Source organism: Stutzerimonas tarimensis (assembly GCF_042648805.1).
GTDB classification, from domain to species: Bacteria; Pseudomonadota; Gammaproteobacteria; order Pseudomonadales; family Pseudomonadaceae; genus Azomonas; species Azomonas tarimensis.
Map to the genome: position 1 here is coordinate 636,363 of NZ_JBHRXZ010000022.1, position 23,472 is coordinate 659,834.

Sequence of the window (23,472 nt, forward strand, 5' to 3'; positions counted from 1 at the left end):
TTGGTTCCTTCACTGCTGGAATTCATCAGGCGTCCTTGGGTTTGGCCGGCGCCAGGCGCAGGCGCGCGCTGACCCACTGGTAGAGGCGCGCCTTGGCCGTGTTGGTCTGCGGGTTGCCGAAGCTTTCGGTGATGCGGTCGAGAATGATCGCCAGAAGCACCACGGCCATGCCGCTCTCGAAGCCGAGGCCGATGTCCAGCCGCTGGATGCTGGCCAGTACGTCGTTGCCAAGACCGCCGGCGCCCACCATCGACGCGATGATCACCATCGACAGGGCCATCATGATGGTCTGGTTGACCCCGGCCATGATCGAAGGCATCGCGCAGGGCAGCTGGACCTTGAACAGCAACTGCAACTGGGTGCAGCCGAACGACTGCCCGGCTTCCACCAGTTCCTTGTTCACCTGGCGAATGCCCAGGTTGGTCAGGCGCACTGCCGGTGGCATGGCGAAGATCACCGTGGCGATGATGCCCGGCACCCGACCGAGGCCGAACAGCATGGCGGCAGGGATCAGGTAGACGAAGGCGGGCATGGTCTGCATGAAGTCCAGCACCGGCCGGATCACCGTCGCGACGCGGTCGCTGCGTGCCGCCCAGATGCCCAGGGGCACACCCAGCAACAGGCTGATCAGGGTCGCCGAGAAGGTCAGGCCGAGGGTGACCACGGTCTGCTCCCAGAAGCCGGTCATCACGATCAGCACGAAGGAGGCGGCGGTGAACAGGGCGAAGCGCGCACCGATGCGCCAGAGGCCGAGGCCGACGAAGACGCTGATCAGCAGCCAGGCCGGCGGCAGCATCAGCAGGGCCTCGATGGCCTCGGAGAAGGTTTCCACCACGCTGCCGAGGCTCTCGAACGCATCGCTGTAGTTGTCCAGCAGGTGCTGGACGAAATCGTTGACCCAGCGGCCCAGATCCAGTTTCTCGTTCATGCGCCCTCTCCCTGCAGGCGGCTCAGCAGGCGACCCTTGCTGATGGCGCCGCTGTAGTTGCCACTGTCGTCAATGACCGGAATCGGCCCTTCGTTCTTCACCAGGCGCTGGATGACTTCTTCCAGCGGCAGGTTCTCCGGCACCGGTTCGATGAGCTTGAGCAGTTCGGGCTCCAGCCGCTGCTGTCCGCTTTCCACCATCAGGGCGATCTTTTCCAGGCTGATCGAGCCGCGGAACTGATTGCGCTCGTTGACGACGAAGGCGTAGTGCTTGTCCAGTGCCTGCAGTTCGCGACAGACCTGCAGCGCGTCGGGCGCCTTGCCGTTGTGCACGTAGAGCGGGACGCTGTCGGCCTTGAGCTGGCCGGCGGTGAGGTAGCGGCTGGTATCGACGGTGTCGAAGAAGGTGCGCACGTAGTCGTCGGCGGGGTTTTCGATCAGTTGCTGCGGGGTGCCGACCTGGACCAGGCGGCCGCCTTCCATGATGCCGATGCGGGTGCCGATGCGCATGGCTTCCTCGATGTCATGGGAGACGAAGATGATGGTGCGGCGTTCCTTCTTCTGCAGCTCCAGCAGCACATCCTGCATCTCGCGGCGCTTGAGCGGATCGAGGGCGGAAAAGGCCTCGTCCATGATGATGATCGAGGGGTTCACCGCCAGTGCGCGGGCCAGGCCGACGCGCTGCTGCATGCCGCCGGAGAGCTGTGGCGGATATTTGTGGGCGAAGGGGGCCAGGCCGACCTGTTCGAGCACTTCCATCGCCCGCGCTTCACGTTGCTTGCGCCCCTGGCCGGCGACTTCCAGGCCGAAGGCGGCGTTTTCCAGCACGGTGCGCGTAGGCATCAGGGCAAAGGACTGGAAGACCATGCTCATGTCGCGCCGGCGCAGCTTCACCAGGCTGGCCTTGGGCAGCCTGGCAACGTTGTAGCCATCGATGTAGACGTCTCCGTCCGAGGGCTCGATGAGGCGGTTGATCAGCCGGATCAGGGTCGACTTGCCAGAGCCGGAAAGCCCCATGAGAACGAAGATCTCGCCCTCATTGACGCTGAACGACACATCGTTCACCCCGATGACGGCGCCGCGTTCGTTGAGGATGCGCTCCTTGCTCCAGCCCTTGCGCACGAGCTCGAGGATTTCCTTTGGATCTGGACCGAACACCTTGAACAGGTTCTCGACCACGATTTTTCCAGACTGCATGGACAGTCTCCCTTGCAATGACGTCCAGCCGCGTGCTTGGGTCCGCCGCGCACTGCCGACTGAGCGTGCCTGTGTGGGTGAGCGTATGGAGGCGAGGGCGGCCGATCGTCCTGAAAACCCCTGGCCACCCTGGCCATCGGATCAGACCTGCGCCGTTTCGCAGAGCTGCCTGGCAGCTTTGCGAACCGCTTCCATACTTGTTGGCAGTAGTAAGAAATCGTCCCAATGTCCCGGCCTCTGCGGGCTCTGGGTACATCCGAATTTATTGTCGGGCCCGCACGGACAAGGGTGCGGGCATCCTGTTTTTCTATCGGCCGGGTCATGAATCCATCACGCTCGCCTGGGCTGGCAACCGCTACGAATCGGCTGATCAAACGATATAGCCTTGGGAACCCTGCGGTTGTCGATTAGCGACGCCGACGTGTTGCCGGGCGACATGGGCGGGGCGGGCGCCCGGCCAGCGCCGTCGGGCGGGCCATCCGGGGGCTGGCCCGGCAAAGGCGTAGGCTGGAGGGAAGGCCGATCGCTGGCGGGAATGGATACGAGCGGGTCGGTGTGACAACCCGTGGCCCGCGGCAAAACCGGATCATGTGGCGATCAGGCTCAGCCGGGAGAACGACATGGCAATCAGTGTTTTCGATCTGTTCAAGATCGGTATCGGACCGTCCAGCTCACACACCGTGGGTCCGATGCGGGCGGCGGCGCTCTTTGTCGGCGCCCTGCGCGAGCGGCAACTGCTCGAGCCTGTGCGGCGATTGGAGGTGCGTCTGTACGGATCGCTTTCGGCCACCGGGATCGGACACGGCACCGACCGCGCAGCGGTCATGGGGCTGATGGGCGAATGGCCCGACCGCTGCGATCCGGCCAGCATCGGCCCGCGCATCGAGGCGCTGAAGGCCGAAGGCCGGTTGCTGCTCGACGGTTGCGTCAGCGTGCCGTTCGACTGGCAGCGCGACCTGCTGCTGCTGGAGGAAAACCTGCCCTACCACCCCAACGCCATGACCCTCATCGCCTTTGGCAGCGAGGCGGTGCTGCATCGCAATACCTACTATTCCATCGGGGGTGGCTTCGTGGTCGACGAAGAGCAGGCCGCGTCCGGTTCGCTGGATCAGGACCACAGTGCATTGCCCTATGACTTCAACAGCGCCGCCGAACTGCTGAGCCTGTGCGAACGCCACGGCCTGCGGGTGTCCGAGCTGATGCTGGCCAATGAGAAGGCCTGGCGCAGCGAAGATGAGATCCGCAGCGGGCTGCTGACGATCTGGCAGGCGATGCGCGATTGCGTGGACAACGGTCTGCGCGAAGAGGGCATCCTCCCGGGCGGACTCGAGGTGCCACGGCGCGCCGCGCGGCTGCACCGTAACCTGCAGGAGCTCGGCAAGCCCAACGTCATTGGCTCGACCCTCAGCGCGATGGAGTGGGTCAACCTGTTCGCCCTGGCGGTGAACGAGGAAAACGCCGCGGGCGGGCGAATGGTCACGGCACCGACCAACGGGGCGGCGGGTATCATCCCGGCGGTGTTGCACTACTACATGAAGTTCAACCCGGACGCCTCGGACAACGACGTGGTGGATTTTCTGCTGGCCGCTGCCGCGGTGGGCATCCTGTGCAAGAAGAACGCCTCGATCTCTGGTGCCGAGGTGGGCTGCCAGGGCGAGGTGGGCTCGGCCTGCGCCATGGCCGCTGCGGGCCTGGCCGAAGTGCTGGGTGCCACCCCGGGGCAGATGGAAAACGCCGCCGAGATCGGCCTGGAACACAACCTCGGGCTCACCTGCGACCCGGTGGGTGGGCTGGTGCAGGTGCCCTGCATCGAGCGCAACGCCATCGCTGCGGTAAAGGCGATCAATGCCGCGCAGATGGCCCTGCGCGGTGACGGCAAGCACTTCATTTCCCTGGATCGAGTGATCCGCACCATGCGCGATACCGGTGCGGACATGCATGACAAGTACAAGGAAACCTCGCGCGGGGGCCTCGCCGTCAGCGTCATCGAGTGCTGATCCATTTCGAATCAGGTCTGCGCAGTGACTGCCTCTTTACAGTGCGGAGCGGGAACTTTCCGGGTTTCCGTCATTCGCTTTGCCTGAAAAACAAATGAGAACAACTGGCGTGTTCAGCTAACCCGATGTCGCTTTTGGCATATCGTGTCGCGACAGCTGGCGCGGATGATCGAATCGCGACCGGCAGAAGCGGTTCGCTCCGGTGGCTGCAGAAAAATAACAATCAAGTCAGCGATCAGGCACAGGCCTTGCTTTGCGCTGGGGGCTCCCCAGGGGCAAGCCGTCGGCCACCTGATCAGGTTGACGACTCCCAGACCGTTTCGCGTGAGGCACCCATCATGTCGCAATCCCATAACGCGGCGCTGCTCGTCCCCCAGACGATAGGCTTCCTGCTGCTGGACAACTTCACCCTGATTTCCCTGGCCTCTGCGGTCGAGCCGTTGCGCATGGCCAATCAGCTGTCGGGCAAGGAGCTGTTTCGCTGGGTGACCCTGACCCGTGACGGCGCGCCGGTCAGTGCCAGCGACGGCCTCAGCATCACGCCCGACGCGGGTCTGGAGAGAACTCCGGAGCTCAGCGCCGTGATCGTCTGCGGTGGGGTCGACATCCAGCACAGCGTTGCCCGCGAGCACATCCAGTGGCTGCAGGCCCAGGCGCGCCTCGGCCGCCACATGGGCGGCATCTGCACCGGCAGCTGGGTGCTGGCCAAGGCGGGGCTGCTCGACGGCTACGATTGCAGCGTGCACTGGGAGTGCCTGGCTTCGATGCAGGAGACCTTCCCTCGCGCGGCGATCACCACCCGGCTGTTCTCCATCGACCGCAGTCGCTATACCTCGTCCGGAGGTACCGCGCCGCTGGACATGATGCTCTATCTCATCGGTCGTGAGCACGGCCGCGAACTGGCGGCGGCGATTTCCGAGATGTTCATCTACGAACGCATCCGCAACGAGCAGGACCACCAACGCGTGCCGCTCAAGCACATGCTCGGCACCAACCAGCCGAAGCTGCAGGAGATCGTCGCGCTGATGGAAGCCAACCTGGAAGAGCCCATCGACCTGGACGAACTGGCCACCTACGTGCATGTTTCGCGTCGGCAGCTGGAACGGCTGTTCCAGAAGTACCTGAACTGCTCGCCTTCGCGCTATTACCTCAAGCTGCGCCTGATCCGTGCGCGCCAGCTGCTCAAGCAGACTTCCATGTCGATCATCGAGGTGGCCTCGGTGTGCGGCTTCGTTTCCACCCCGCATTTCTCCAAGTGCTACCGGGAGTACTTCGGCATTCCCCCGCGGGACGAGCGCGCCGGCCAGCAGAACAACGTCGTCACCCTGCCGGTGGTGGTCGATGAGCTGCCGGCACCGTCCACCGCCCTGCGCTCGCTCAACCTCGCCCAGGGCGAGGCCACCTTTGCCAGCGTGAGGCTATAGCGGCTGCCGGCGCGCTGTCCTCAGCCCTTGGTCAGCTCGCTCTGCAGCCAGTCGACGAAGCGCTGGGTCAGGCGCTGGCGGCGCTTGCGTTGCGGCAGGATGAGGTAGTAGCCCTGCTGCGAGCGGGCGACCCCTTCGCAGGGCATGCAGAGCAGACCCTGGCCGAGCAGATCGTCCACCAGGTGCCGCCAGCCGATGGCCACCCCTTGCCCGGCAATGGCGGCCTGGATCAGCAGGGTGTAGTTGTCGAAGCGCAGGCTCCCCGACTGCGGCGGCGCGCTGATGCCCAGCGCGCGGTACAGCCCGTTCCAGTCGAACCAGCGCGAGCGGCTTTCAGGCTTGAGGTGCAGCAGCGGCAGCTCGGTCAGGCGCTCCACCGCCAGCGGGGCAGCGCGCCCCTGCAGGAGCGTGGGACTGCACACCGGGAACACTTCCTCGGCGAACAGCAGCTGCGCCTCGCCGTGCTTGACCCGTCCGTCACCGAAGCTGATCGCCAGGTCGATCTCCGGCGGCAGGCTGCCCAGGTCGCGCTCGCTGGTGATCAGGCTGACGTCCACCTCCGGATTGGCCTGGTGGAAGCGGTGCAGGCGTGGCATCAGCCAGTAGGCGGCCAGGGCGAAGTCGGTCGCCACCTGCAGCACCTCATGGCCGTTACCGGCGGTCACCGCGGCGAGACCCGCGTCGATGCTGCCCAGACCCTCCTGCACATGCTGCAGCAACAGCTCGCCGGCCTCGGTCAGGCTGATGCCGCGGTACACGCGATCGAACAGCCGGGTCGCCAGTTGGCCTTCGAGGCGCTTGATCTGCTGGCTGATGGCCGGCTGGCTGCTGCCCAGCTCATGGGCGGCGGCGGTGAAGCTCAGTTGCCGGGCCGCGGATTCGAATACCCGCAGCGCGTCGAGGGAGATTTCTTGGGGGTTGCTTGCCATAACCAAAACTTATCCAAGTCATGTCCTTCAGGCAGGTTTACGCCAATCTGCCGCTGCCTGATTCTCTATCGCAAGCACTTTCGCATAAATCCACGATATGGAATCGGCGGAACATGAAACGCCCCAATATTCTTTTCATCATGGCCGACCAGATGGCCGCTCCGATCCTGCCGCTGCATGATCCGGCCTCGCCGATCAAACTGCCGAACCTGATGCGCCTGGCGGGCGAAGGGGTGGTATTCGACTCGGCCTATTGCAACAGCCCACTGTGCGCGCCGTCGCGCTTCACCCTGGTCAGCGGCCAGCTGCCGAGCCGGATCGGCGCCTACGACAATGCCGCCGACTTTCCCGCCGACGTACCCACCTACGCCCATTACTTGCGGCGGCTGGGCTATCGCACCGCCCTGTCGGGCAAGATGCACTTCTGCGGCCCGGATCAGCTGCATGGCTACGAAGAACGCCTGACCAGCGATATCTATCCCGCCGACTACGGCTGGGCGGTGAACTGGGACGAGCCGGACGTGCGCCCGACCTGGTACCACAACATGTCCTCGGTGCTGCAGGCCGGCCCGAGCGTGCGCACCAACCAGCTCGATTTCGACGAGGAAGTGGTGTTCAAGGCGCGCCAGTACCTCTACGACCATGTGCGCGAGGACGGCGACAGGCCGTTCTGCCTGACCGTGTCGATGACGCACCCGCACGACCCCTACACCATCCCCGCCGAGTATTGGGACCGCTACGAAGGCGAGGACATCCCGCTGCCGCGCCAGTACATCGAGCAAAGGGATCAGGACCCGCACTCGCAGCGCCTGCTCAAGGTCATCGACCTGTGGGGCAAGCCGCTGCCCGAAGACAAGATCCGTGATGCGCGCCGGGCCTATTTCGGTGCCTGCAGCTACATCGACGACAACATCGGCAAGCTGCTCAAGACGCTGGACGAGTGCGGCCTGGCCGAGGACACCATCGTCGTCTTCTCCGGCGACCATGGCGATCAACTGGGCGAGCGGGGCCTCTGGTACAAGATGCACTGGTTCGAAATGTCCGCCCGCGTGCCGATGCTGGTGCACGCGCCGGGCCGCTTCGCTGCCGGGCGCGTCAAGGCTTCGGTGTCCACCGCCGACTTGCTGCCGACCCTCGTGGAGATGGCAGGTGGCGAGCTGGAAAGCGACCTGCCGCTGGACGGCCGCTCGCTGATGCCGCACCTGTTGGGGCAGGGCGGGCATGACGAGGTGATCGGCGAATACATGGCCGAGGGCACCAACAGCCCGCTGATGATGATCCGCCGCGGGCCCTACAAGTTCATCTATTCCGAGCGCGACCCCTGCCTGCTGTTCGATCTCGACAACGATCCGCTGGAGCGGGAAAACCTGGCGGCATCCTCCGATCACCGGGCGCTGCTCGAAAGCCTCCTCGCCGAGGCGCGCCAGCGCTGGGACATTCCCCTTATCACCGGACAGGTGCTGGCCAGCCAGCGCCGCCGGCGCTTCGTCGCCGAGGCGCTGACCCGCGGCAAACTGGCCAGTTGGGACCACCAGCCCTTCGTCGACGCCAGCGGGCAGTACATGCGCAACCACATCGATCTCGACGACCTGGAGCGCAAGGCACGCTTCCCCAGGCCGTGAACCGCAGGACACCGATTCGCACTTAACGAGGGGTAGGGAAATGAACAAGTTGAACGCAATGCTGGCCGGCGGGCTCCTGCTCGCCGCAGGGATGGCCCATGCCGAAGACAAGCAGTGCGCCACCGTGCGACTGGCCGATCCGGGCTGGAGCGACATCGCCGTCACCAATGGCATCGCCAGCCTGCTGCTGGACGGCCTGGGCTATCGCAGCCAGACCATGACCCTGGCCGTGCCGATCATCTTCGCCGGCATGCAGACCGGCCAGGTCGATGTGTTCCTTGGCAACTGGATGCCGGCCCAGCAGGACAACTACGACAAGTACGTGGCCAGCGGGCAGATCGACAAGCTCGCGGAAAACCTCTCCGGCACCGAATACACCCTCGCCGTGCCGACCTACGCCTGGGAGGCGGGAGTGAAGACCTTCGCTGACCTGGACGCGCACGCCGAGCGTTTCGGCAAGCGCATCTACGGCATCGGCGCCGGCGCGCCGGCCAACGAGAGCATCCAGAAGATGATCGACGGCGACGAGTTCGGCCTCGGCGACTGGCGCCTGGTGGAGTCCGGCGAGCAGGCGATGCTGATCCAGGTCGGACGGCGGGTGAAACGCGATGACTTCGTGGTCTTCCTCGGCTGGACCCCGCACCCGATGAACGTGCAGTACGACATCCGCTACCTGCGCGGTGGCGAGGCCTACTTCGGCGAAAGCGGTACGGTGAACACCCTGGCACGCAAGGGCTACGCGACCCAGTGTCCCAACGTTGGCCGGCTGATGAGCAACCTGGCGTTCACCCAGGACATGGAGAACGCCATCATGAACGAAGTGCTGGCTGGCAACGCCAACAATGACGCCGCTGTGCGCGCCTGGCTCAGGAGCAACCCCGAGGTGCTCGACGGCTGGCTCGACGGCGTGACCACCCGCGACGGCGGCGACGCCTTGGCCGCGGTGAAGGCCAGGTTGTAAGCGCTGCACCGGCGTGCCTTCAGCGGCACGCCGACCTGCCTGGCGAACGAACCCTCTTGCCTGCTGGTCATCGTCCTGATGACGGGCCATCCTGCCCTCTGACACACAGCTGACCAGATCCCCCATGCCCAACCGTTTCGCCCTGTTCCCTTTTTTGCGCTGGTGGCCGCGGGTCGGCCCGCGCAGCCTTGGCCAGGACGCGCTGGTCGGTCTCACCGGGGCCATCCTGGCCCTGCCGCAATCCATCGCCTATGCGCTGATCGCCGGGCTGCCGGCGGAATACGGGCTGTACGCGGCCATCGTCCCGGTGATCATCGCCTGTCTCTGGGGCTCCTCGCTGCACCTGATCGGCGGCCCCACCGCGGCGATTTCCGTGGTGCTGTTCGCCAGCATCAGCCCCCTGGCCGAACCGGGCAGTGCCCAGTTCATCCAGCTGGTGCTGCTGCTCAGCTTCATGGCGGGCGCCTTCCAGCTGGTCTTCGGCCTGCTGCGCTTCGGCGCCCTGGTCAATTTCGTTTCCCAGCCGGTGCTGATCGGCTTCACCCTCGGCGCGGCGCTGGTGATCGCGCTGGGACAGGTCCCCAACCTGCTCGGCATCGAGGTGCAGAGCCAGGCGACCGCCGTGCTCGGTGTGCTGGAGCTTGGCGAGCACCTGGGCGAGAGCCACGGGCCTTCGCTGCTGGTGGCGGCGCTGACACTGGCCGTGGCGCTGCTGGTGCGGCGCTATCTTCCCCGGTTTCCGGCGCTGTTGCTGGCGATCCTGACCGGCAGCCTGCTGGTCTGGTCGCTGCCCGGCGTGTTCGCCGGGGTGCCGCTGGTGGCGCCGTTCGAGGGCAGCCTGCCGCCGCTCACCTCGATCCGCTTCAACCTCGATACCCTGCTCGATCTGGTGCCCGCCGCGGTTGCCATCGGCCTGCTCGGGCTGGTCACCAGCCTGTCCATCGCCCGCGCCCTGGCCGCGCAGTCCGGGCAGGTACTGGATGCCGACACCGAGGTGCGCGGGCAGGGCATTTCCAACCTGATCGGGCCTTGGTTTTCGGGTTATCTCTCGGCGGGCTCCTTTACCCGTTCGGCGCTCAACCTGCAGGCTGGTGCGCAGACCCCCCTGGCCGGTGTGGCCTCGGCGCTGCTGGTGGCGTTGTTTGCGCTGCTGGGCGCGCGGCTGGTGGCACACATCCCGCTGCCGGCGATGGGGGCGGGCATCCTGCTGATCTGCTGGGGGCTGGTGGACCGCCGCGGGCTGCGCTCGCTGTGGCGCATCAGCCGGCCGGAATTCGCGGTGATGGCGGTGACCTGTGCGGCGACCCTGTTGCTGGAGCTGCAGACCGCGATCTACGCCGGCATGCTGGCCTCGCTGGCGGTGTATCTCAAGCGCACCTCGCGGCCGCGGCTGTTGCGTCATCAGCAGGGCGACGAGGAAGTGCTGACCCTCGAGGGGTCGATCTTCTTTGGCGCCTCACCCTACCTGCAGCGGCAGATCCAGCGCAGCCACGCCCCGCGCGTGGTGATCGACGCGCATCATGTCAATTTCGTCGATTATGCCGGGATGGTGATGCTGCACGACGAGGCGCGGCGACTGGCCGGGCTCGGCCGCAAGCTGGTGGTACGGCGGGCGCGGCCGGTGGTGGCCGACGATCTGCGCAAGCTCGATGGGGTGCTGGTGGTGGAGTAGGGGGCAGGCCCAGGTGTTCTGGTCATTGGCCGGCCCCTTGGGGATATTCACTTCACCAGCGCGGGCAACAGCTTCCGGCAGATAGCTTCACGCACGGTCGGCAGCAGGGTCGCACTGCCGCCCAGCAATTCCTGCACGAGTCCGCGCAGGGCCTGGGTGCGGTCAGGGTTGAGGCCGGCGACGGCGTATTCGCAGGCCTGGTCGGCGGAAACACCCGCCGGCACGGCGAGGCCCAGGGCTACCAGACGGTCACGGAAATCGTCCTGATCGATCAGGTCGGCGTGCATCATCGGTGTATCTCCTCTGTGGGGGCGTGGCGCTCAGCGCAGCACGCCTTCTTCGCTCAAGAGTTTCATGATCGCCTCGGCGGCCTGCCCCGGGGTCAGGTCGGTGAGTACCTGGCCGCCACCGCCGCTGGCCTTGGCGGTACTGGCGCGCATGCGCTCCGCGGCGGTGCGTGCCTTGATCACCTTGAGCCGTTTTGGCCGTGGTCGGGCCGGCTGCAGCTCGGCTTCGGCGAGCAGGGTGTCGTTGACGATCGCTGGCTGGCTGGCCTCGATGTGCCCACGGCGGGCCGGACCGAAGGCACTCTGCCGGGCCGTCGGGGCGGCGCTGTCGACACTGGCGATAAACGGCAGGCGTACCCGCAGGCGACGGCGCTGGCCGCGCGGCAAGGCTTGCAGGACCTGAGCCACACCCTTGTCCACCTGCTCCACGTCCACCAGCCCGACCACCAGTGGCCAGCCCAACCGCTCGGCCAGCAGGTAGGGCAGCATGCCGGAGCCTTCGCCGGTTTCGGCCTGGGTGCCGGTAAGCACCAGGTTGGCGTGGCTGCCTCTGAGCCAGTCGGCCAGTGCCGGCAGGGCGTCGGCGCCGCTGGGCTGCTCCAGCACGTTGAGCTCTTCCAGGCCCATGCCGAGGTAGCCGCGCAGGGCTTGCTGGTCGGGGTCGCCGGCATGCAGCACCTCGAGGTCCTCGCCGGCCAGGCGCAGGCCCAGCTCCACCGCGCGGGCATCCTGTTCGGCTCGCCGCGGGCGGCCGGAGGTGGGATGGGCGCCGAGCGAGACCAGGGCGACGATATTCAGGTCAGTCATGGGGCAGCTCCGTAGGGTGGAAGACGTCTTTCCTTCCACCGTCGATGGTGTTCCTAGTGGATGGATGAAGCGTCATCCACCCTACGGCGGGAGGCTCAAGCCGCATCGCGCTTGCCGTCCTGGCGCCAGGCCGCGACCCGCTCCACCAGCGCCCGGAGGATCGCCGCCGAGTCGCCGATGACAGCCAGGTCGGCGCGCTTGATCATGTCGCAGCCGGGATTGGTATTGATCGCCACCACCTTGTCGCAGGCGCCGATGCCCTGCAGGTGCTGGACGGCACCGGAAATGCCCACGGCAAGATAGACCCGCGCGGTCACCCAGGTGCCGGTGGCGCCGACCTGGCGCTCGCGTGGCATGTGGCCGTCGTCCACCGCCACCCGCGAGGCGCCTTCGGTGGCGCCGAGTGCCTTGGCGGCCTGATGGAACAAGGGCCAGTCGGTGACCCCGTTGCCGCCGGAAAGGATGAACTCGGCTTCGGCCATGGGGATGACGGCCGGGTCCACCGCCACCGGCCCCAGGTCCTCGATACGCGGCAGGCAGCGCGCCACCTCGTGGTCGAGCAGGACCGGCAAGGCCTGGTGACGGCTTTCGCCGACCGGATCGGCGCACTCGGCGGCAGCCAGTATCAGCCGCGCCAGGGGGCGGTGCAGGTCCTGCAGACCGGCGCCGGCGCGGCCGATGCAGCGTTCGTCCCTGACCTGCCAGACACGGGTCGCCGGCCGCTCGCCAAGCACCGCCGCCAGCCGCCGGCCCAGTTCGCCGCCACCGGTGCGGCTGTCGGGCAACAGCCAGTGACGCGGGGCGAACTGACGCTCCACGGCGGCCAGCGCCTGCAACCGTTGTTCGGGCGCGTAGCCCTGGAATTCATTGCCGTCGAGCCACAGCAGGCGGTCGACGCCGGCGGTATCGAAGGCGGTTTCCTTATGCTCGCCGAACACCACGGCGAGTACCGCACCCTCGCTGCCGGCCAGTTGCCGGGCCAGGCCGAGCAGGTCCCTGTCGTGGCTCGAAAGGCGACCGCCGACCATGTCCGGCACCACGCAGATGAAGTGGGCAGGCCGGGCGATGACGTGCAGCGGTAGTTGGACCGTCTCGGTGGCGGCCAGTCTCCGGCCGCTACCGGCCTGCTGGGCCCCGGAGCGGTCGATGCGCTTGAGGCCGTTGGGGCCGATGAAGCCCACGGCGTGGGGGTTCTTGCGCAGCACGCCGTTGGGCCCCATCCAACGCGTCTCGGCGGTGGTCGGCAGTTGGCCGTGCAGCGGATGCAGGCGGTTGCGGGCGATCCACTCGGCCCGAGGGTCGCGGCGGATGATGCTCATGGGCGGCTCTCCGGATGGGGGATGTCGAGGGACGCGAGACGGGCGGCGGTGCGCATCAGGCGATCTCCAGGGTGCGGACCGCCGGGGTGCGGGCTGCGCTCGGCGCGTCGATCAGCACCTCGGCCACCAGCTCGGCGATGTCCTTGATCTCTGGTCGGGGGGCGACCACGCCTTCGAGCATCGCCGTGCACTGCGGGCAACCCACGGCGACCACGTCAGCGCCGGTTTCCTTGATGTCGGCCATGCGCATATCCGGAATCCGCTGCTTGCCGGGAATATCGACGATGGGCGCGCCGCCGCCACCGCCGCAGCAGCGCGAGCGGAAGCCGGAGCGCTGCATCTCCTTGACCTCGATGCCGATGGCCTTGAGCACCGCGCGCGGCGCCTCGTACTCGCCGTTGTAGCGGCCCAGATAGCAGGGATCGTGATAGGTGACGCTGCCGGCCTTGTGCTCGCCCAGATTGAGGCGATCGGCCTTGAGCAGGGTGTCGAGGAAGCTGCTGTGATGCAGCACTTCATAGCGTCCGCCGAGCTCGCCGTACTCGTTCTTCAGCACATGGAAGCTGTGCGGGTCGCAGGTGACTATGGTCTTGAAGCGGTACTGGCCGAGGGTGGCGATGTTGCGCCGGGCCAGCGACTGGAAGGTCGCCTCGTCGCCCAGGCGGCGTGCGGTGTCGCCGCTGTCGCGCTCTTCCAGGCCAAGCACGGCGAAGTCGACATTCGCGGCCTTGAGGATCTTGACGAAGGCGCGCAGGGTGCGCTGGTTGCGCATGTCGAAGGCGCCGTCGCCGACCCAGAACAGCACTTCGGCCTGCCTGAGCTCGCTCATCAGCGGCAGGTTCAGGTCGGCCGCCCAGTTCATCCGCCCGCCGGGGGCGAAGCCGCCGGGGTTGTCGGTGGCGATCAGGTTCTCCAGCACCTCGGCGCCCTTGCCCGGAGTGGCGCCCTTTTCCAGCGTCAGGTGGCGGCGCATGTCGACGATGGCGTCGACGTGCTCGATCATCATCGGGCATTCCTCGACGCAGGCACGGCAGGTGGTGCATGACCAGAGGGTCTCGGCATCCACCAGGGCCTTGCCTTGCAGCGAGACGATGGGCTGATGCGGGCCGCCGCTGTGCTCGCCGAGCGGCTTGCCGGGGTACGGACTGCCGGCGAACTGGGCGTCATTGCCACCGGCGAGGCCGATGACCATGTCCTGGATGAGCTTTTTCGGATTCAGCGGCTGGCCGGCGGCGAAGGCCGGGCACATGGCCTCGCACTTGCCACACTGCACGCAGGCGTCGAAGCCGAGCAGCTGGTTCCAGGTGAAATCGGTGGGCTTTTCCACCCCCAGCGGGGCCTTGCGATTCTCCAGGTCGAGCGCCTTGAGGCCGGTGGAACGGCCACCACCGAAGCGCTCGCTGCGGCGGTGCCAGGCCAGGTGCAGGGCCCCGGCGAAGGCGTGCTTCATCGGCCCGCCCCAGGTCATGCCGAAGAACAGCTCGGACACCCCCCAGGCCACGCCAACCGCCAGGATCGCCGCCAGCAGCCAGCTCCCGAACCCGGCTGGCAGCACGCCGGCCACCGGCAGGGTGGCGATAAAGAAGCTCGCCGAGAACATCAGCAGGCTTTTCGGCAGGCGCATCCAGGGCCCCTTCGACAGCCGTGCCGGCGGGTTGCGCCGACGGCGGGCGACAAAGATCGCACCGACGAACATCAGCGCGGTGGCCGCCAGCAGCGCCCAGCCGAGAATCCGGCTCTGCAGGCCAAAGCCATGCACGGCAATCGCCAACAGCGCCGACAGCACGAAACCACCGGCGGTGGCCGCATGGGTTCTGGACATGTACCGGTCGCGCTCGACCACATGGTGCAGGTCGACCAGGTAGCGGCGGGGCATAGACATCAGGCCACCGATCCAGTTCACCTTCGACGGGCGGCCGCGACGCCACATGAGAAAGCGCTTCACCGCGCCGATGACCGCAAGGGCGAGGGCGGCGAAGAGCAGGATAGGGAGGATGGTGTTCAACATTCGCTTACCCTCGTAGGGTGGATGGCCGAAGCCATCCACCAGAGCGACACCCGGTGGATGGCTTCGGCCATCCACCCTAGGGGTTCGTCAGAAGTCCTTGCACAACCGCAGCGCGTCATAGATCGCCGCGTGGGTGTTGCGCTGGGCCACGCAGTCGCCGATGCGGAACAGCAGGTAGCCGTCACCCGGCTCGGACAGGCACGGCTGCGGCTGGATGGCGAAGAGGGCTTCGACGTCGATCTGGCCCTTGTTGCGCGAATCCTGCTTGAGGGCGTAGTAGAGGCCCTCGTCCGGGCGCACGCCGTTCTCGACGACGACCTGGTCGACCACCCGCTCTTCCTTGGCGTTGGTGTATTCGTTCTCCAGCACCGCCACCAGCTTGTCGCCCTCGCGGTAGACCTTTTCCAGCATCAGGTCGCCGGTCATGATCACTTCCCTGGGGTACATGCTGCGGTAGTAGGTGGGAAAGGAGGTACCGCCGATGGCCACGCCGGGCTTGATGTCGTCGGTGACGATCTCTACCTGGCAGCCCTTGTCGGCGAGGAAATCCGCCACCGACATGCCGGTGAATTCGCAGATGGTGTCGTACACCAGCACGTTCTTGCCGGGGGCGACCTTGCCGCTGAGGATGTCCCAGCTGCTCACCACCAGGCCTTCGTGGGCGCCCCAGTGCTCCACCTGGTCGATGAAGGGATTACCACCATTGGCCAGCACCACCACGTCGGGGCGCAGGTCCATGATGGTCGCCGGATCGGCCGCAGTGCCCAGGCGCAGGTCGACGTTCAGTCGCGCCAGTTCCAGCTGGTACCAGCGGGTGATGCCGGCGATCTGGTCGCGTTGCGGCGCCTTGGAGGCGAGGGTGATCTGTCCGCCCAGCTGCTCCTGCTTCTCGAACAGGGTGACCTGGTGGCCGCGCTCGGCCGAGACCCGCGCCGCTTCCATGCCGGCCGGGCCACCGCCGACGATCACCACCTTGCGCCTGGGTCCGGTGGTCTTCTCGATGATGTGGGGCAGGCCCATGTACTCGCGGCTGGTGGCGGCGTTCTGGATGCACAGCACGTCCAGGCCCTGGTACTGGCGGTCGATGCAATAGTTGGCGCCGACGCACTGCTTGATCTGGTCGACCTGGCCCATCTTGATCTTGGCGATCAGGTGCGGGTCGGCGATGTGCGCGCGGGTCATGCCGACCATGTCCACATAGCCGCCTTCGAGGATGCGGGTGGCCTGGTTCGGGTCCTTGATGTTCTGCGCGTGCAGCACCGGCACCTTGACCACTTCCTTGATGCCGGCGGCCAGGTGCAGGAAGGGCTCCGGCGGGAAGCTCATGTTGGGGATGACGTTGGCCAGGGTGTTGTGCGTGTCGCAGCCCGAGCCGACGACGCCGATGAAGTCGATCATGCCGGTGGCATCGTAGTAGGCCGCGATCTCTTTCATGTCCTCGTGGGACAGGCCGTCCGGGTGGAACTCGTCGCCGCAGATGCGCATGCCCACGCAGAAGTCATCGCCGACTTCCTTGCGCACCGCCTTGAGCACTTCCAGGCCGAACTTCATGCGGCCTTCGAAGCTGCCACCCCACTCATCGGTGCGCTTGTTCACCCGCGGCGACCAGAACTGGTCGATCATATGCTGGTGCACGGCGGACAGTTCGATGCCGTCCAGCCCGCCTTCCTTCGCCCGGCGCGCGGCCTGGGCGTAGTTGCCTATCACCCGCCAGATCTCCTCGACCTCGATGGTCTTGCAGGTAGCACGGTGTACCGGCTCGCGGATGCCCGACGGCGACATCAGGGTCGGCCAGTTGAACCCATCCCATCTCGAGCGGCGGCCCATATGGGTAATCTGGATCATGATCTTGGCGCCGTGCTTGTGCATGGCGTCGGCCAAGTTCTGGAAGTGCGGGATGATGCGGTCGGTGGCCAGGTTCACCGAACTCCACCACTGCTGCGGGCTGTCGATGGCCACCACCGAGGAGCCGCCGCAGATGGCCAGGCCGATACCGCCCTTGGCCTTTTCCTCGTAGTACTTCACGTAGCGCTCGGTGGTCATGCCGCCATCGGTGGCGTAGACCTCGGCGTGCGCGGTGGAAAGTACGCGGTTGCGGATGGTCAGCTTGCCGATCTGGATCGGCTGGAACATTGCTTCGAAGGCCATGACCTTCTCCTCGATTCGGCTACTGCGCGCTCAGGTGCGCGGTGTTCGTGTGGGTGGATGGCCGAGGCCGTCCACCGGGACCTGCTGTTCGTTGCGGTGGGTGAGGCTGCGCCGTCATCCACCCCAAGGTGTCCGCGTCCGGTCAAGCGGGCCGGGTGACGAACAGGCCATCGTCGTGACCGTCTTCGGCGCCGCTGTACGCCTGCTCGGTGACGGTGCGGATCGGGCTGCCCTTGGCGGCGAGGATCTGGTCGATGGCGCCGGAGAACCAGCCGGTGAACATGTAGTCCACCTTGCGATTGACCTTGCCGTAGACGTAAACGAAGGCCGAGTGCTTGAGCTTGACCTCGGCGTGTCCGGTCTCGAGGTCGAGCTTCTGGGTTTCGAACAGGCCCCAGCCGCGCTGCGACAGGCGCTTCATGTAGTGCTCGAAGACCTCGACGCCGACCAGGCCGTGGCACTCGGCTTCCTTCTCGCACCAGTGCCAGGCGGACTTGTAGCCGGCCTTGTAGAGGATCTCGGCATAGCGCTCGGCGCCGATCTCTTCTTCGATGGCCATGTGGTTGTTGACGAAGAAATGGCGAGGCACATAGAGCATCGGCAACGCGTCGGTGGTCCAGACGCCGGTTTCGTCGTCGACCAGGATGGGCAATTCAGGGGCGTGGGTGGTCATGGTGGTTGGCCTCGGATCAGGGTTGTCGGGGCCGCCCCGGGGGGCGGCTCTGTCGGATTACGCTGCGCTAATCCGACCTACGGGTTCGGGGTGTTGCTGTCGGATTACGCTGCGCTGGTCCGGCCTGCGGGTTCGGGGTGTTCCGGGGGCGGGGCTTTTGTAGGTCGGGTTAGCCGAAGGCGTAACCCGACAATGGGGCCCAGCGAGGCTCACTCGCCCCACACCTCGCCCAGCACGCGCACCCAGTTCTCACCCATCACCTTGCGCACGGTGCGTTCGGGCATGCCGCGCTTGAGCAGGGTCTCGGTGAGGTTGGGAAATTCGCCCACGGTGCGGATGCCCAGCGGATTGACGATCTTGCCGAAGCTGGTCAGGCGGCGGGCGTAGCCCTTGTCGTGGGTCAGCCACTCGAAGAAGTCCTTGCCGTGGCCCTGGGTGAAATCGGTGCCGATGCCGATGGCGTCTTCGCCAACGAGGTTCATCACGTACTCGATGGCCTCGGCATAGTCGTCCACCGTCGAGTCGATGCCCTTGGCGAGGAAGGGCGCGAACATGGTCACGCCGACGAAACCGCCATGATCGGCGATGAACTTCAGTTCCTCGTCGGACTTGTTGCGTGGATGCTCCTTGAGGCCGGACGGCAGGCAGTGCGAGTAGCAGACCGGCTTCTTCGACGCGAGGATGACTTCCTCGCTGGTCTTGCTGCCCACATGGGAAAGGTCGCACATGATGCCGACGCGGTTCATCTCCGCGACCACTTCATGGCCGAACCCGGAGAGCCCGCCGTCGCGCTCGTAGCAACCGGTGCCGACCAGGTTCTGGGTGTTGTAGCACAGCTGCACGATGCCCACGCCGAGCTGCTTGAACACCTCGACGTAGCCCAGCTGGTCCTCGAAGGCGTGGGCATTCTGGAAGCCGTAGAGGATGCCGGTCTTGCCCTGTTCCTTGGCCTTGCGGATGTCGGCGGTGCTGCGCACCGGGATCACCAGGTCGCTGTTCTCGGCGATCAGCCTGTTGCTGGCGACGATGTTGTTCACCGTGGCCTGGAAGCCTTCCCACACCGACACGGTGCAGTTGGCCGCCGTCAGGCCGCCCTTGCGCATGTCCTCGAACAGTTCGCGGTTCCACTTGGCGATGATCAGGCCGTCGATGACGATGCTGTCGGCATGAAGTTCGGCTGGGGTCACGGGGCTTCCCTCTCGAAGTTGACTGCCCGAACAGGGTGTCGGGCCTTGAGGGGGAGCTTATCCGTGGGGGGCGGGGCGACCTGCTGCAAAAGCGACCGGGGGATTGCCGAAAGCGTCAGCGGGGAGCGCGACAGGCCCCGCGCGCGATTGGCCGTGGCCCACCCCCACCGAAGCGGCTTGCAAGCTGTAGGTCGTAGGTCGGATTAGCGCAGCGTAATCCGACATTGACTCCGGGGCGCAACCGGCGCGGCGGCGCCCCGCACGTCAGGTTACGCCTCTGGCTAACCTGACCTACAGAGCTACGAGGCGATGGCGATGGCGGGGTCGTAGGTCGGATTAGCGCAGCGTAATCCGACATTTTCCAAGCCTCGGCCTCAGCGCACGAGGCATGCTGGGGGAGGGGACCCATTCGCGAGCAAGCTCGCTCCTACGAGGGCGGCGGCGACGGTGGAGGTTGGGTTGGCCGTAGGTCGGATTAGCGCAGCGTAATCCGACATTTTCCAAGCCCCGGCCTCAGCGCACGAGGCATGCTGGGGGAGGGCCCCATTCGCGAGCAAGCTCGCTCCTACAAGGCGATGGCGATGGCGGGGTCGTAGGTCGGATTAGCGCAGCGTAATCCGACATTGACTCCGGGGTGCAACCTGCGCGGCGGTGCCCCGCACGTCAGGTTACGCCTCTGGCTAACCTGACCTACAGAGCGCCGCGCGAGGGCGTTGGCACGCCGGGGCTGGATCAGCTGCCGCTGACCTGGCGCAGGGCCGGGGCTTCGCCGAGGTTGTGCAGCATGCGTTCGCTGTACCAGTCGAGGAAGTTGATCACGCCGAACTCGTAGGTCTTGGAGTACGGGCCGGGCTGGTAGGCCTTGGAGTTGATGCCGCGCTGGCTTTCTTCGGCGAGGATGCGGTCCTGGTCGTTGGTGGCGTCCCAGACCTTGCGCAGGTTGACCGGGTCGTAGTCGACGCCCTCGACGGCGTCCTTGTGCACCAGCCACTTGGTGGTAACCATCGTCTCCTGGGCGCTGATCGGCCACACGGTGAACACGATCAGGTGATCGCCCATGCAGTGGTTCCAGGAGTGCGGCAGGTGCAGGATGCGCATCGAGCCCAGGTCCGGGTCGGTGATCCGGCCCATCAGTTTCTTGCTGCCCTGGTTGCCGTCCATGGTCATCGACACGGTGCCCTTGAGCAGCGGCATGCGCACAATGCGGTTGCGCAGGCCGAAGCTGGCGTGGGCATAGGGAATGTCGTTCTGCTCCCAGCGGGTGGTGCACTCGGCGACCTGGTCCTTGAACGCCTGGGTGGCGCGCGGGTCGGTGACGTCATCCCACTCCAGCAGGGTGTTCAGCAGCTCGGGGTGGGACCCGGCGCAGTGGTAGCACTCGCGGTTGTTCTCGATCACCAGCTTCCAGTTGGCCTTTTCCATCAGGGTGGTCTGCACCGCCACCTTGGTGTTCTCCATGTCGTAGGGTTCCATGTAGTGCGACAGGGTCGCCAGGAACTCGTCGATGGCCGGTGGGTTGTCGGACAGGGAGATGAAGATGTAGCCGCCAGCGGTCTTCACGTTGACCGGCTTGAGGCTGTAGTCGGCCATGTTGAAGTCGTCGCCCATCTCGGTGCCGGCGAACAGCAGGCGGCCGTCGAGCTCGTAGGTCCACTGGTGGTAGGGGCAGACCAGCTTGGCCACCTTGCCCTTGTCGGATACGCACAGGCGCGAGCCACGATGGCGGCAGACGTTGTGGAAGGCATGCACCTTGCCCTCGGCGCCGCGCACCACGATCACCGGGTTGTCGCCGATCTGCACGGAGATGAAGTTGCCCTTGGCCGGGATCTCGCAGGTCATCCCGGCGATCAGCCACTCCTTCTCGAAGATGGTCTGCATGTCGATCTTGAACAGGCGCTCGTCGTTATAGAACGGCTGGGGCAGCGAAAAGCTCGAGTCGCGTTCGCGCAGCATCTCGGCGGTGGCCTTGCGGGCCGAATCCAGCGGGTCACCCAGGCTCAGCGTGGTGGTGCAGTCCATCATTAACTCCTCATGGCGGCGGCGCGTGGCCGGCGCGAAAAATATGGTCGTCAGTGGCTACGCAAGGGGCGGGACAGGTTCCGGGAAGCCGCCGCTCGGCGGCCGCTGGGGCGCTCGGGCGCCCGTCAAGATTTCCGTATCCAGCTGGCGGCGAGTGTGGGTATTCCAGCGGCGACAACCTTGTTCATGAACGACATGGTCGCGTCCGTTTCCGACGCCGCTGCGCCTGTGGCGACGGGCAGGTCGCGATAAGCACGCGGATGTCGCGAACAGGAAAGTGAGGAGGACGTTGCTTGCCCACAATCGGCCGCACCAGAGGTCGATCTACGTCCGGAGTACGCCATGACCAGTGCCAACGCCTTCCTCAATCCGGTGACCACCCAGACCTGGGCCAACGGTCGTCACCTCGTCCGCTGCGTCAAGGTGATTCAGGAAACCTGGGACGTGCGCACCTTCTGTTTCATGGCCGACCAGCCGCTGATGTTCTTCTTCAAGCCCGGGCAGTTCGTCACCCTGGAGCTGGAAATCAACAACGAGCCAGTGATGCGCTCCTACACCATCTCCAGTTCGCCCTCGGTGCCCTACAGCTTCTCCATCACCGTCAAGCGCGCGCCGGGCGGCAGGGTGTCCAACTGGCTGCACGACAACCTCAACGTCGGCGACCAGTTGCCGGTACACGGCCCGGTGGGGTTGTTCAACGTCATCGACTTTCCGGCGGATAAGGTGCTGTTCCTCTCCGGCGGCGTCGGCATCACCCCAGTGATGTCCATGGCACGCTGGCTGTTCGACACCAACGCCAATGTGGACATGAGCTTCGTCCACAGCGCTCGCGCGCCCAAGGACCTGATCTACCACCGCGAGCTGGAGCATATGGCCGCGCGGGTCGACAACTTCAGCCTGCACCTGATCTGCGAAAGCTACGGCCACGGCGAAAGCTGGGCCGGGTACCGCGGCTACCTGGACCAGCGCATGCTGGAGCTGATCGCGCCGGATTATCTGGAACGGGAGGTCTTCTGCTGCGGCCCGACGCCCTACATGGCGGCAGTGCGCCGGCTGCTCGAAGGCAAGGGTTACGACATGGCGCGCTACCACGAGGAGGCCTTCGGTCCAGTGCCCGCCGAGGTCTGCGCCGACGTCAAGGAACTGGCCGCCGAGGCCGCCGACGCCGAACCGGTGGCCGCCGCCGACCAATTGCAGGTGTCCTTCACCGACACCGGTAAAAGCATCCGCATCGCCCCCGGCGAAACCGTGCACAGCGCCGCCGTGCAGCTCGGCCTGCACATTCCCAAGGCCTGCGGGATGGGCATCTGCGGCACTTGCAAGGTGCTCAAGGTCTCCGGCGAGGTGGTCATGGAGCACAACGGCGGGATCACCGAGGAAGACGAGGCCGAGGGTTACATCCTGGCCTGCTGCAGCGTGCCGCAGGGGGATGTGGCGGTCGAGTATTGAAGGCAGAACCTTCCCCAGCGCGCTTTCGTAGGTCAGGTTAGCCGCAGGCGTAACCTGACATGCGGGGCCTGGGTCGAGCTCGGGGCGTGTCGGATTACGCTGCGCTAATCCGACCTACGTCCAGATGGGTGCCGCCCGGTGCTTTCGTAGGTCAGGTTAGCCGCAGGCGTAACCTGACATGCGGGGCCTGGGTCGAGCCCGGGGCGTGTCGGATTACGCTGGGCTAATCCGACCTACGGCAGATGGTGCTCCGGCGCTTTCGTAGGTCAGGTTAGCCGCAGGCGTAACCTGACAGGCGGGGCCTGGGTCGAGCTCGGGGCGTGTCGGATTACGCTGCGCTAATCCGACCTACGGCAGATGGTGCTCCGACGCTTTCGTAGGTCAGGTTAGCCGCAGGCGTAACCTGACAGGCGGGGCCTGGTCGAGCTCGGGGCGTGTCGGATTACGCTGCCGCTAATCCGACCTACGGCAGATGGTGCTCCGACGCTTTCGTAGGTCAGGTTAGCCGCAGGCGTAACCTGACATGCGGGGGCCTGGGTCGAGCTCGGGGCGTGTCGGATTACGCTGCGCTAATCCGACCTACGGCAGATGGTGCTCCCGGCGCTTTCGTAGGTCAGGTTAGCCGCAGGCGTAACCTGACATGCGGGGCCAGGTCGAGCTCGGAGCGCGTCGGATTACGCTGCGCTAATCCGACCTACGCCGTGCAGCCTTTTGTGCCCGGTCTCCCTCCTTGTCTCCGCTTCTCTGCCCGCTGCCATTTCAAGCATCTGGACGTCGCAAACAGGCAAATGACCCTGTCGAGCTATACGCACAATCGGCCGCAACAGGCACTGGCTGGGCGTGGCG

17 protein-coding genes are annotated in these 23,472 nt (G+C 65.9%); 6 read left to right on the forward strand and 11 right to left on the reverse strand.

Features of this window, described 5'->3' with window-relative positions:
* Positions 1–25: 25 nt before the first annotated feature.
* Together ACFOMF_RS12130 and ACFOMF_RS12135 are read right to left on the reverse strand one after the other, a co-directional pair.
* Positions 26–928, reverse strand: a complete 903-nt coding sequence (locus tag ACFOMF_RS12130; RefSeq protein WP_386365141.1) for an ABC transporter permease — start codon at positions 926–928, stop codon at positions 26–28.
* On the reverse strand, positions 925–2,124 hold the full coding sequence (locus ACFOMF_RS12135) for a quaternary amine ABC transporter ATP-binding protein (RefSeq protein WP_386365143.1): 1,200 nt from the start codon (positions 2,122–2,124) through the stop codon (positions 925–927). Before ACFOMF_RS12135 ends, ACFOMF_RS12130 begins: the two co-directional genes overlap by 4 nt.
* A 620-nt stretch (positions 2,125–2,744) precedes the next feature.
* Here ACFOMF_RS12135 and ACFOMF_RS12140 point away from each other — a divergent pair.
* Positions 2,745–4,121: an L-serine ammonia-lyase gene (locus ACFOMF_RS12140; protein WP_386365145.1), complete on the forward strand. Its 1,377-nt coding sequence runs from the start codon at positions 2,745–2,747 to the stop codon at positions 4,119–4,121.
* A 338-nt stretch (positions 4,122–4,459) separates the two neighbouring features.
* On the forward strand, positions 4,460–5,545 hold the full coding sequence (gene gbdR / locus ACFOMF_RS12145; RefSeq protein ID WP_386365147.1) for a choline metabolism transcriptional regulator GbdR: 1,086 nt from the start codon (positions 4,460–4,462) through the stop codon (positions 5,543–5,545).
* 20 nt (positions 5,546–5,565) lie between these two features.
* Here gbdR and ACFOMF_RS12150 read toward each other — a convergent pair whose 3' ends face one another.
* Complete coding sequence (locus ACFOMF_RS12150) at positions 5,566–6,474, reverse strand: choline sulfate utilization transcriptional regulator (RefSeq protein WP_386365149.1); 909 nt, start codon at positions 6,472–6,474, stop codon at positions 5,566–5,568.
* A gap of 113 nt (positions 6,475–6,587) precedes the next feature.
* On the opposite strand from ACFOMF_RS12150, the gene betC reads away from it, so the two are divergent.
* From betC to ACFOMF_RS12165, 3 genes are all read left to right on the forward strand, one after another.
* Complete coding sequence (gene betC, locus ACFOMF_RS12155; RefSeq protein WP_386365151.1) at positions 6,588–8,096, forward strand: choline-sulfatase; 1,509 nt, start codon at positions 6,588–6,590, stop codon at positions 8,094–8,096.
* A 40-nt stretch (positions 8,097–8,136) separates the two neighbouring features.
* A complete protein-coding gene (choX, locus tag ACFOMF_RS12160; RefSeq protein WP_386365153.1) occupies positions 8,137–9,057 on the forward strand; it encodes a choline ABC transporter substrate-binding protein in 921 nt (306 codons plus the stop codon).
* Positions 9,058–9,181: 124 nt separating this feature from the next.
* Positions 9,182–10,729 carry a SulP family inorganic anion transporter gene (locus ACFOMF_RS12165; protein ID WP_386365155.1) on the forward strand — a complete coding sequence of 516 codons (1,548 nt, stop codon included), beginning with the start codon at positions 9,182–9,184 and terminating at the stop codon, positions 10,727–10,729.
* A gap of 47 nt (positions 10,730–10,776) precedes the next feature.
* On the opposite strand, the gene ACFOMF_RS12170 is transcribed toward ACFOMF_RS12165, so the two are convergent.
* The 8 genes from ACFOMF_RS12170 to gbcA all read right to left on the reverse strand — a co-directional run bounded on the left by ACFOMF_RS12170 (position 10,777) and on the right by gbcA (position 21,177).
* Complete coding sequence (locus ACFOMF_RS12170) at positions 10,777–11,019, reverse strand: hypothetical protein (RefSeq protein WP_386365157.1); 243 nt, start codon at positions 11,017–11,019, stop codon at positions 10,777–10,779.
* A 30-nt stretch (positions 11,020–11,049) separates the two neighbouring features.
* On the reverse strand, positions 11,050–11,823 hold the full coding sequence (gene etfB, locus ACFOMF_RS12175) for an electron transfer flavoprotein subunit beta (protein ID WP_386365159.1): 774 nt from the start codon (positions 11,821–11,823) through the stop codon (positions 11,050–11,052).
* A 95-nt stretch (positions 11,824–11,918) separates the two neighbouring features.
* The gene (gene etfA, locus ACFOMF_RS12180) at positions 11,919–13,142 is read right to left on the reverse strand and encodes an electron transfer flavoprotein subunit alpha (protein ID WP_386365160.1); all 1,224 of its coding nucleotides are present in this window, start codon (positions 13,140–13,142) and stop codon (positions 11,919–11,921) included.
* Positions 13,143–13,197: 55 nt separating this feature from the next.
* Complete coding sequence (dgcB, locus tag ACFOMF_RS12185; protein WP_386365162.1) at positions 13,198–15,150, reverse strand: dimethylglycine demethylation protein DgcB; 1,953 nt, start codon at positions 15,148–15,150, stop codon at positions 13,198–13,200.
* A gap of 87 nt (positions 15,151–15,237) precedes the next feature.
* The gene (gene dgcA, locus ACFOMF_RS12190) at positions 15,238–17,298 is read right to left on the reverse strand and encodes a dimethylglycine demethylation protein DgcA (protein ID WP_386365164.1); all 2,061 of its coding nucleotides are present in this window, start codon (positions 17,296–17,298) and stop codon (positions 15,238–15,240) included.
* Between the two features lie 142 nt (positions 17,299–17,440).
* Complete coding sequence (locus ACFOMF_RS12195; RefSeq protein ID WP_386365165.1) at positions 17,441–17,971, reverse strand: DUF5943 domain-containing protein; 531 nt, start codon at positions 17,969–17,971, stop codon at positions 17,441–17,443.
* Positions 17,972–18,180: 209 nt separating this feature from the next.
* Positions 18,181–19,158, reverse strand: a complete 978-nt coding sequence (locus tag ACFOMF_RS12200; RefSeq protein ID WP_386365167.1) for a dipeptidase — start codon at positions 19,156–19,158, stop codon at positions 18,181–18,183.
* 732 nt (positions 19,159–19,890) lie between these two features.
* Positions 19,891–21,177, reverse strand: coding sequence for a glycine-betaine demethylase subunit GbcA (gbcA, locus tag ACFOMF_RS12205; RefSeq protein WP_386365169.1), 1,287 nt, complete (start codon positions 21,175–21,177; stop codon positions 19,891–19,893).
* Between the two features lie 342 nt (positions 21,178–21,519).
* Here gbcA and gbcB point away from each other — a divergent pair, with 342 nt between their 5' ends.
* Complete coding sequence (gene gbcB, locus ACFOMF_RS12210; protein WP_386365171.1) at positions 21,520–22,626, forward strand: glycine-betaine demethylase subunit GbcB; 1,107 nt, start codon at positions 21,520–21,522, stop codon at positions 22,624–22,626.
* The last annotated feature ends 846 nt before the right edge of the window (positions 22,627–23,472 follow it).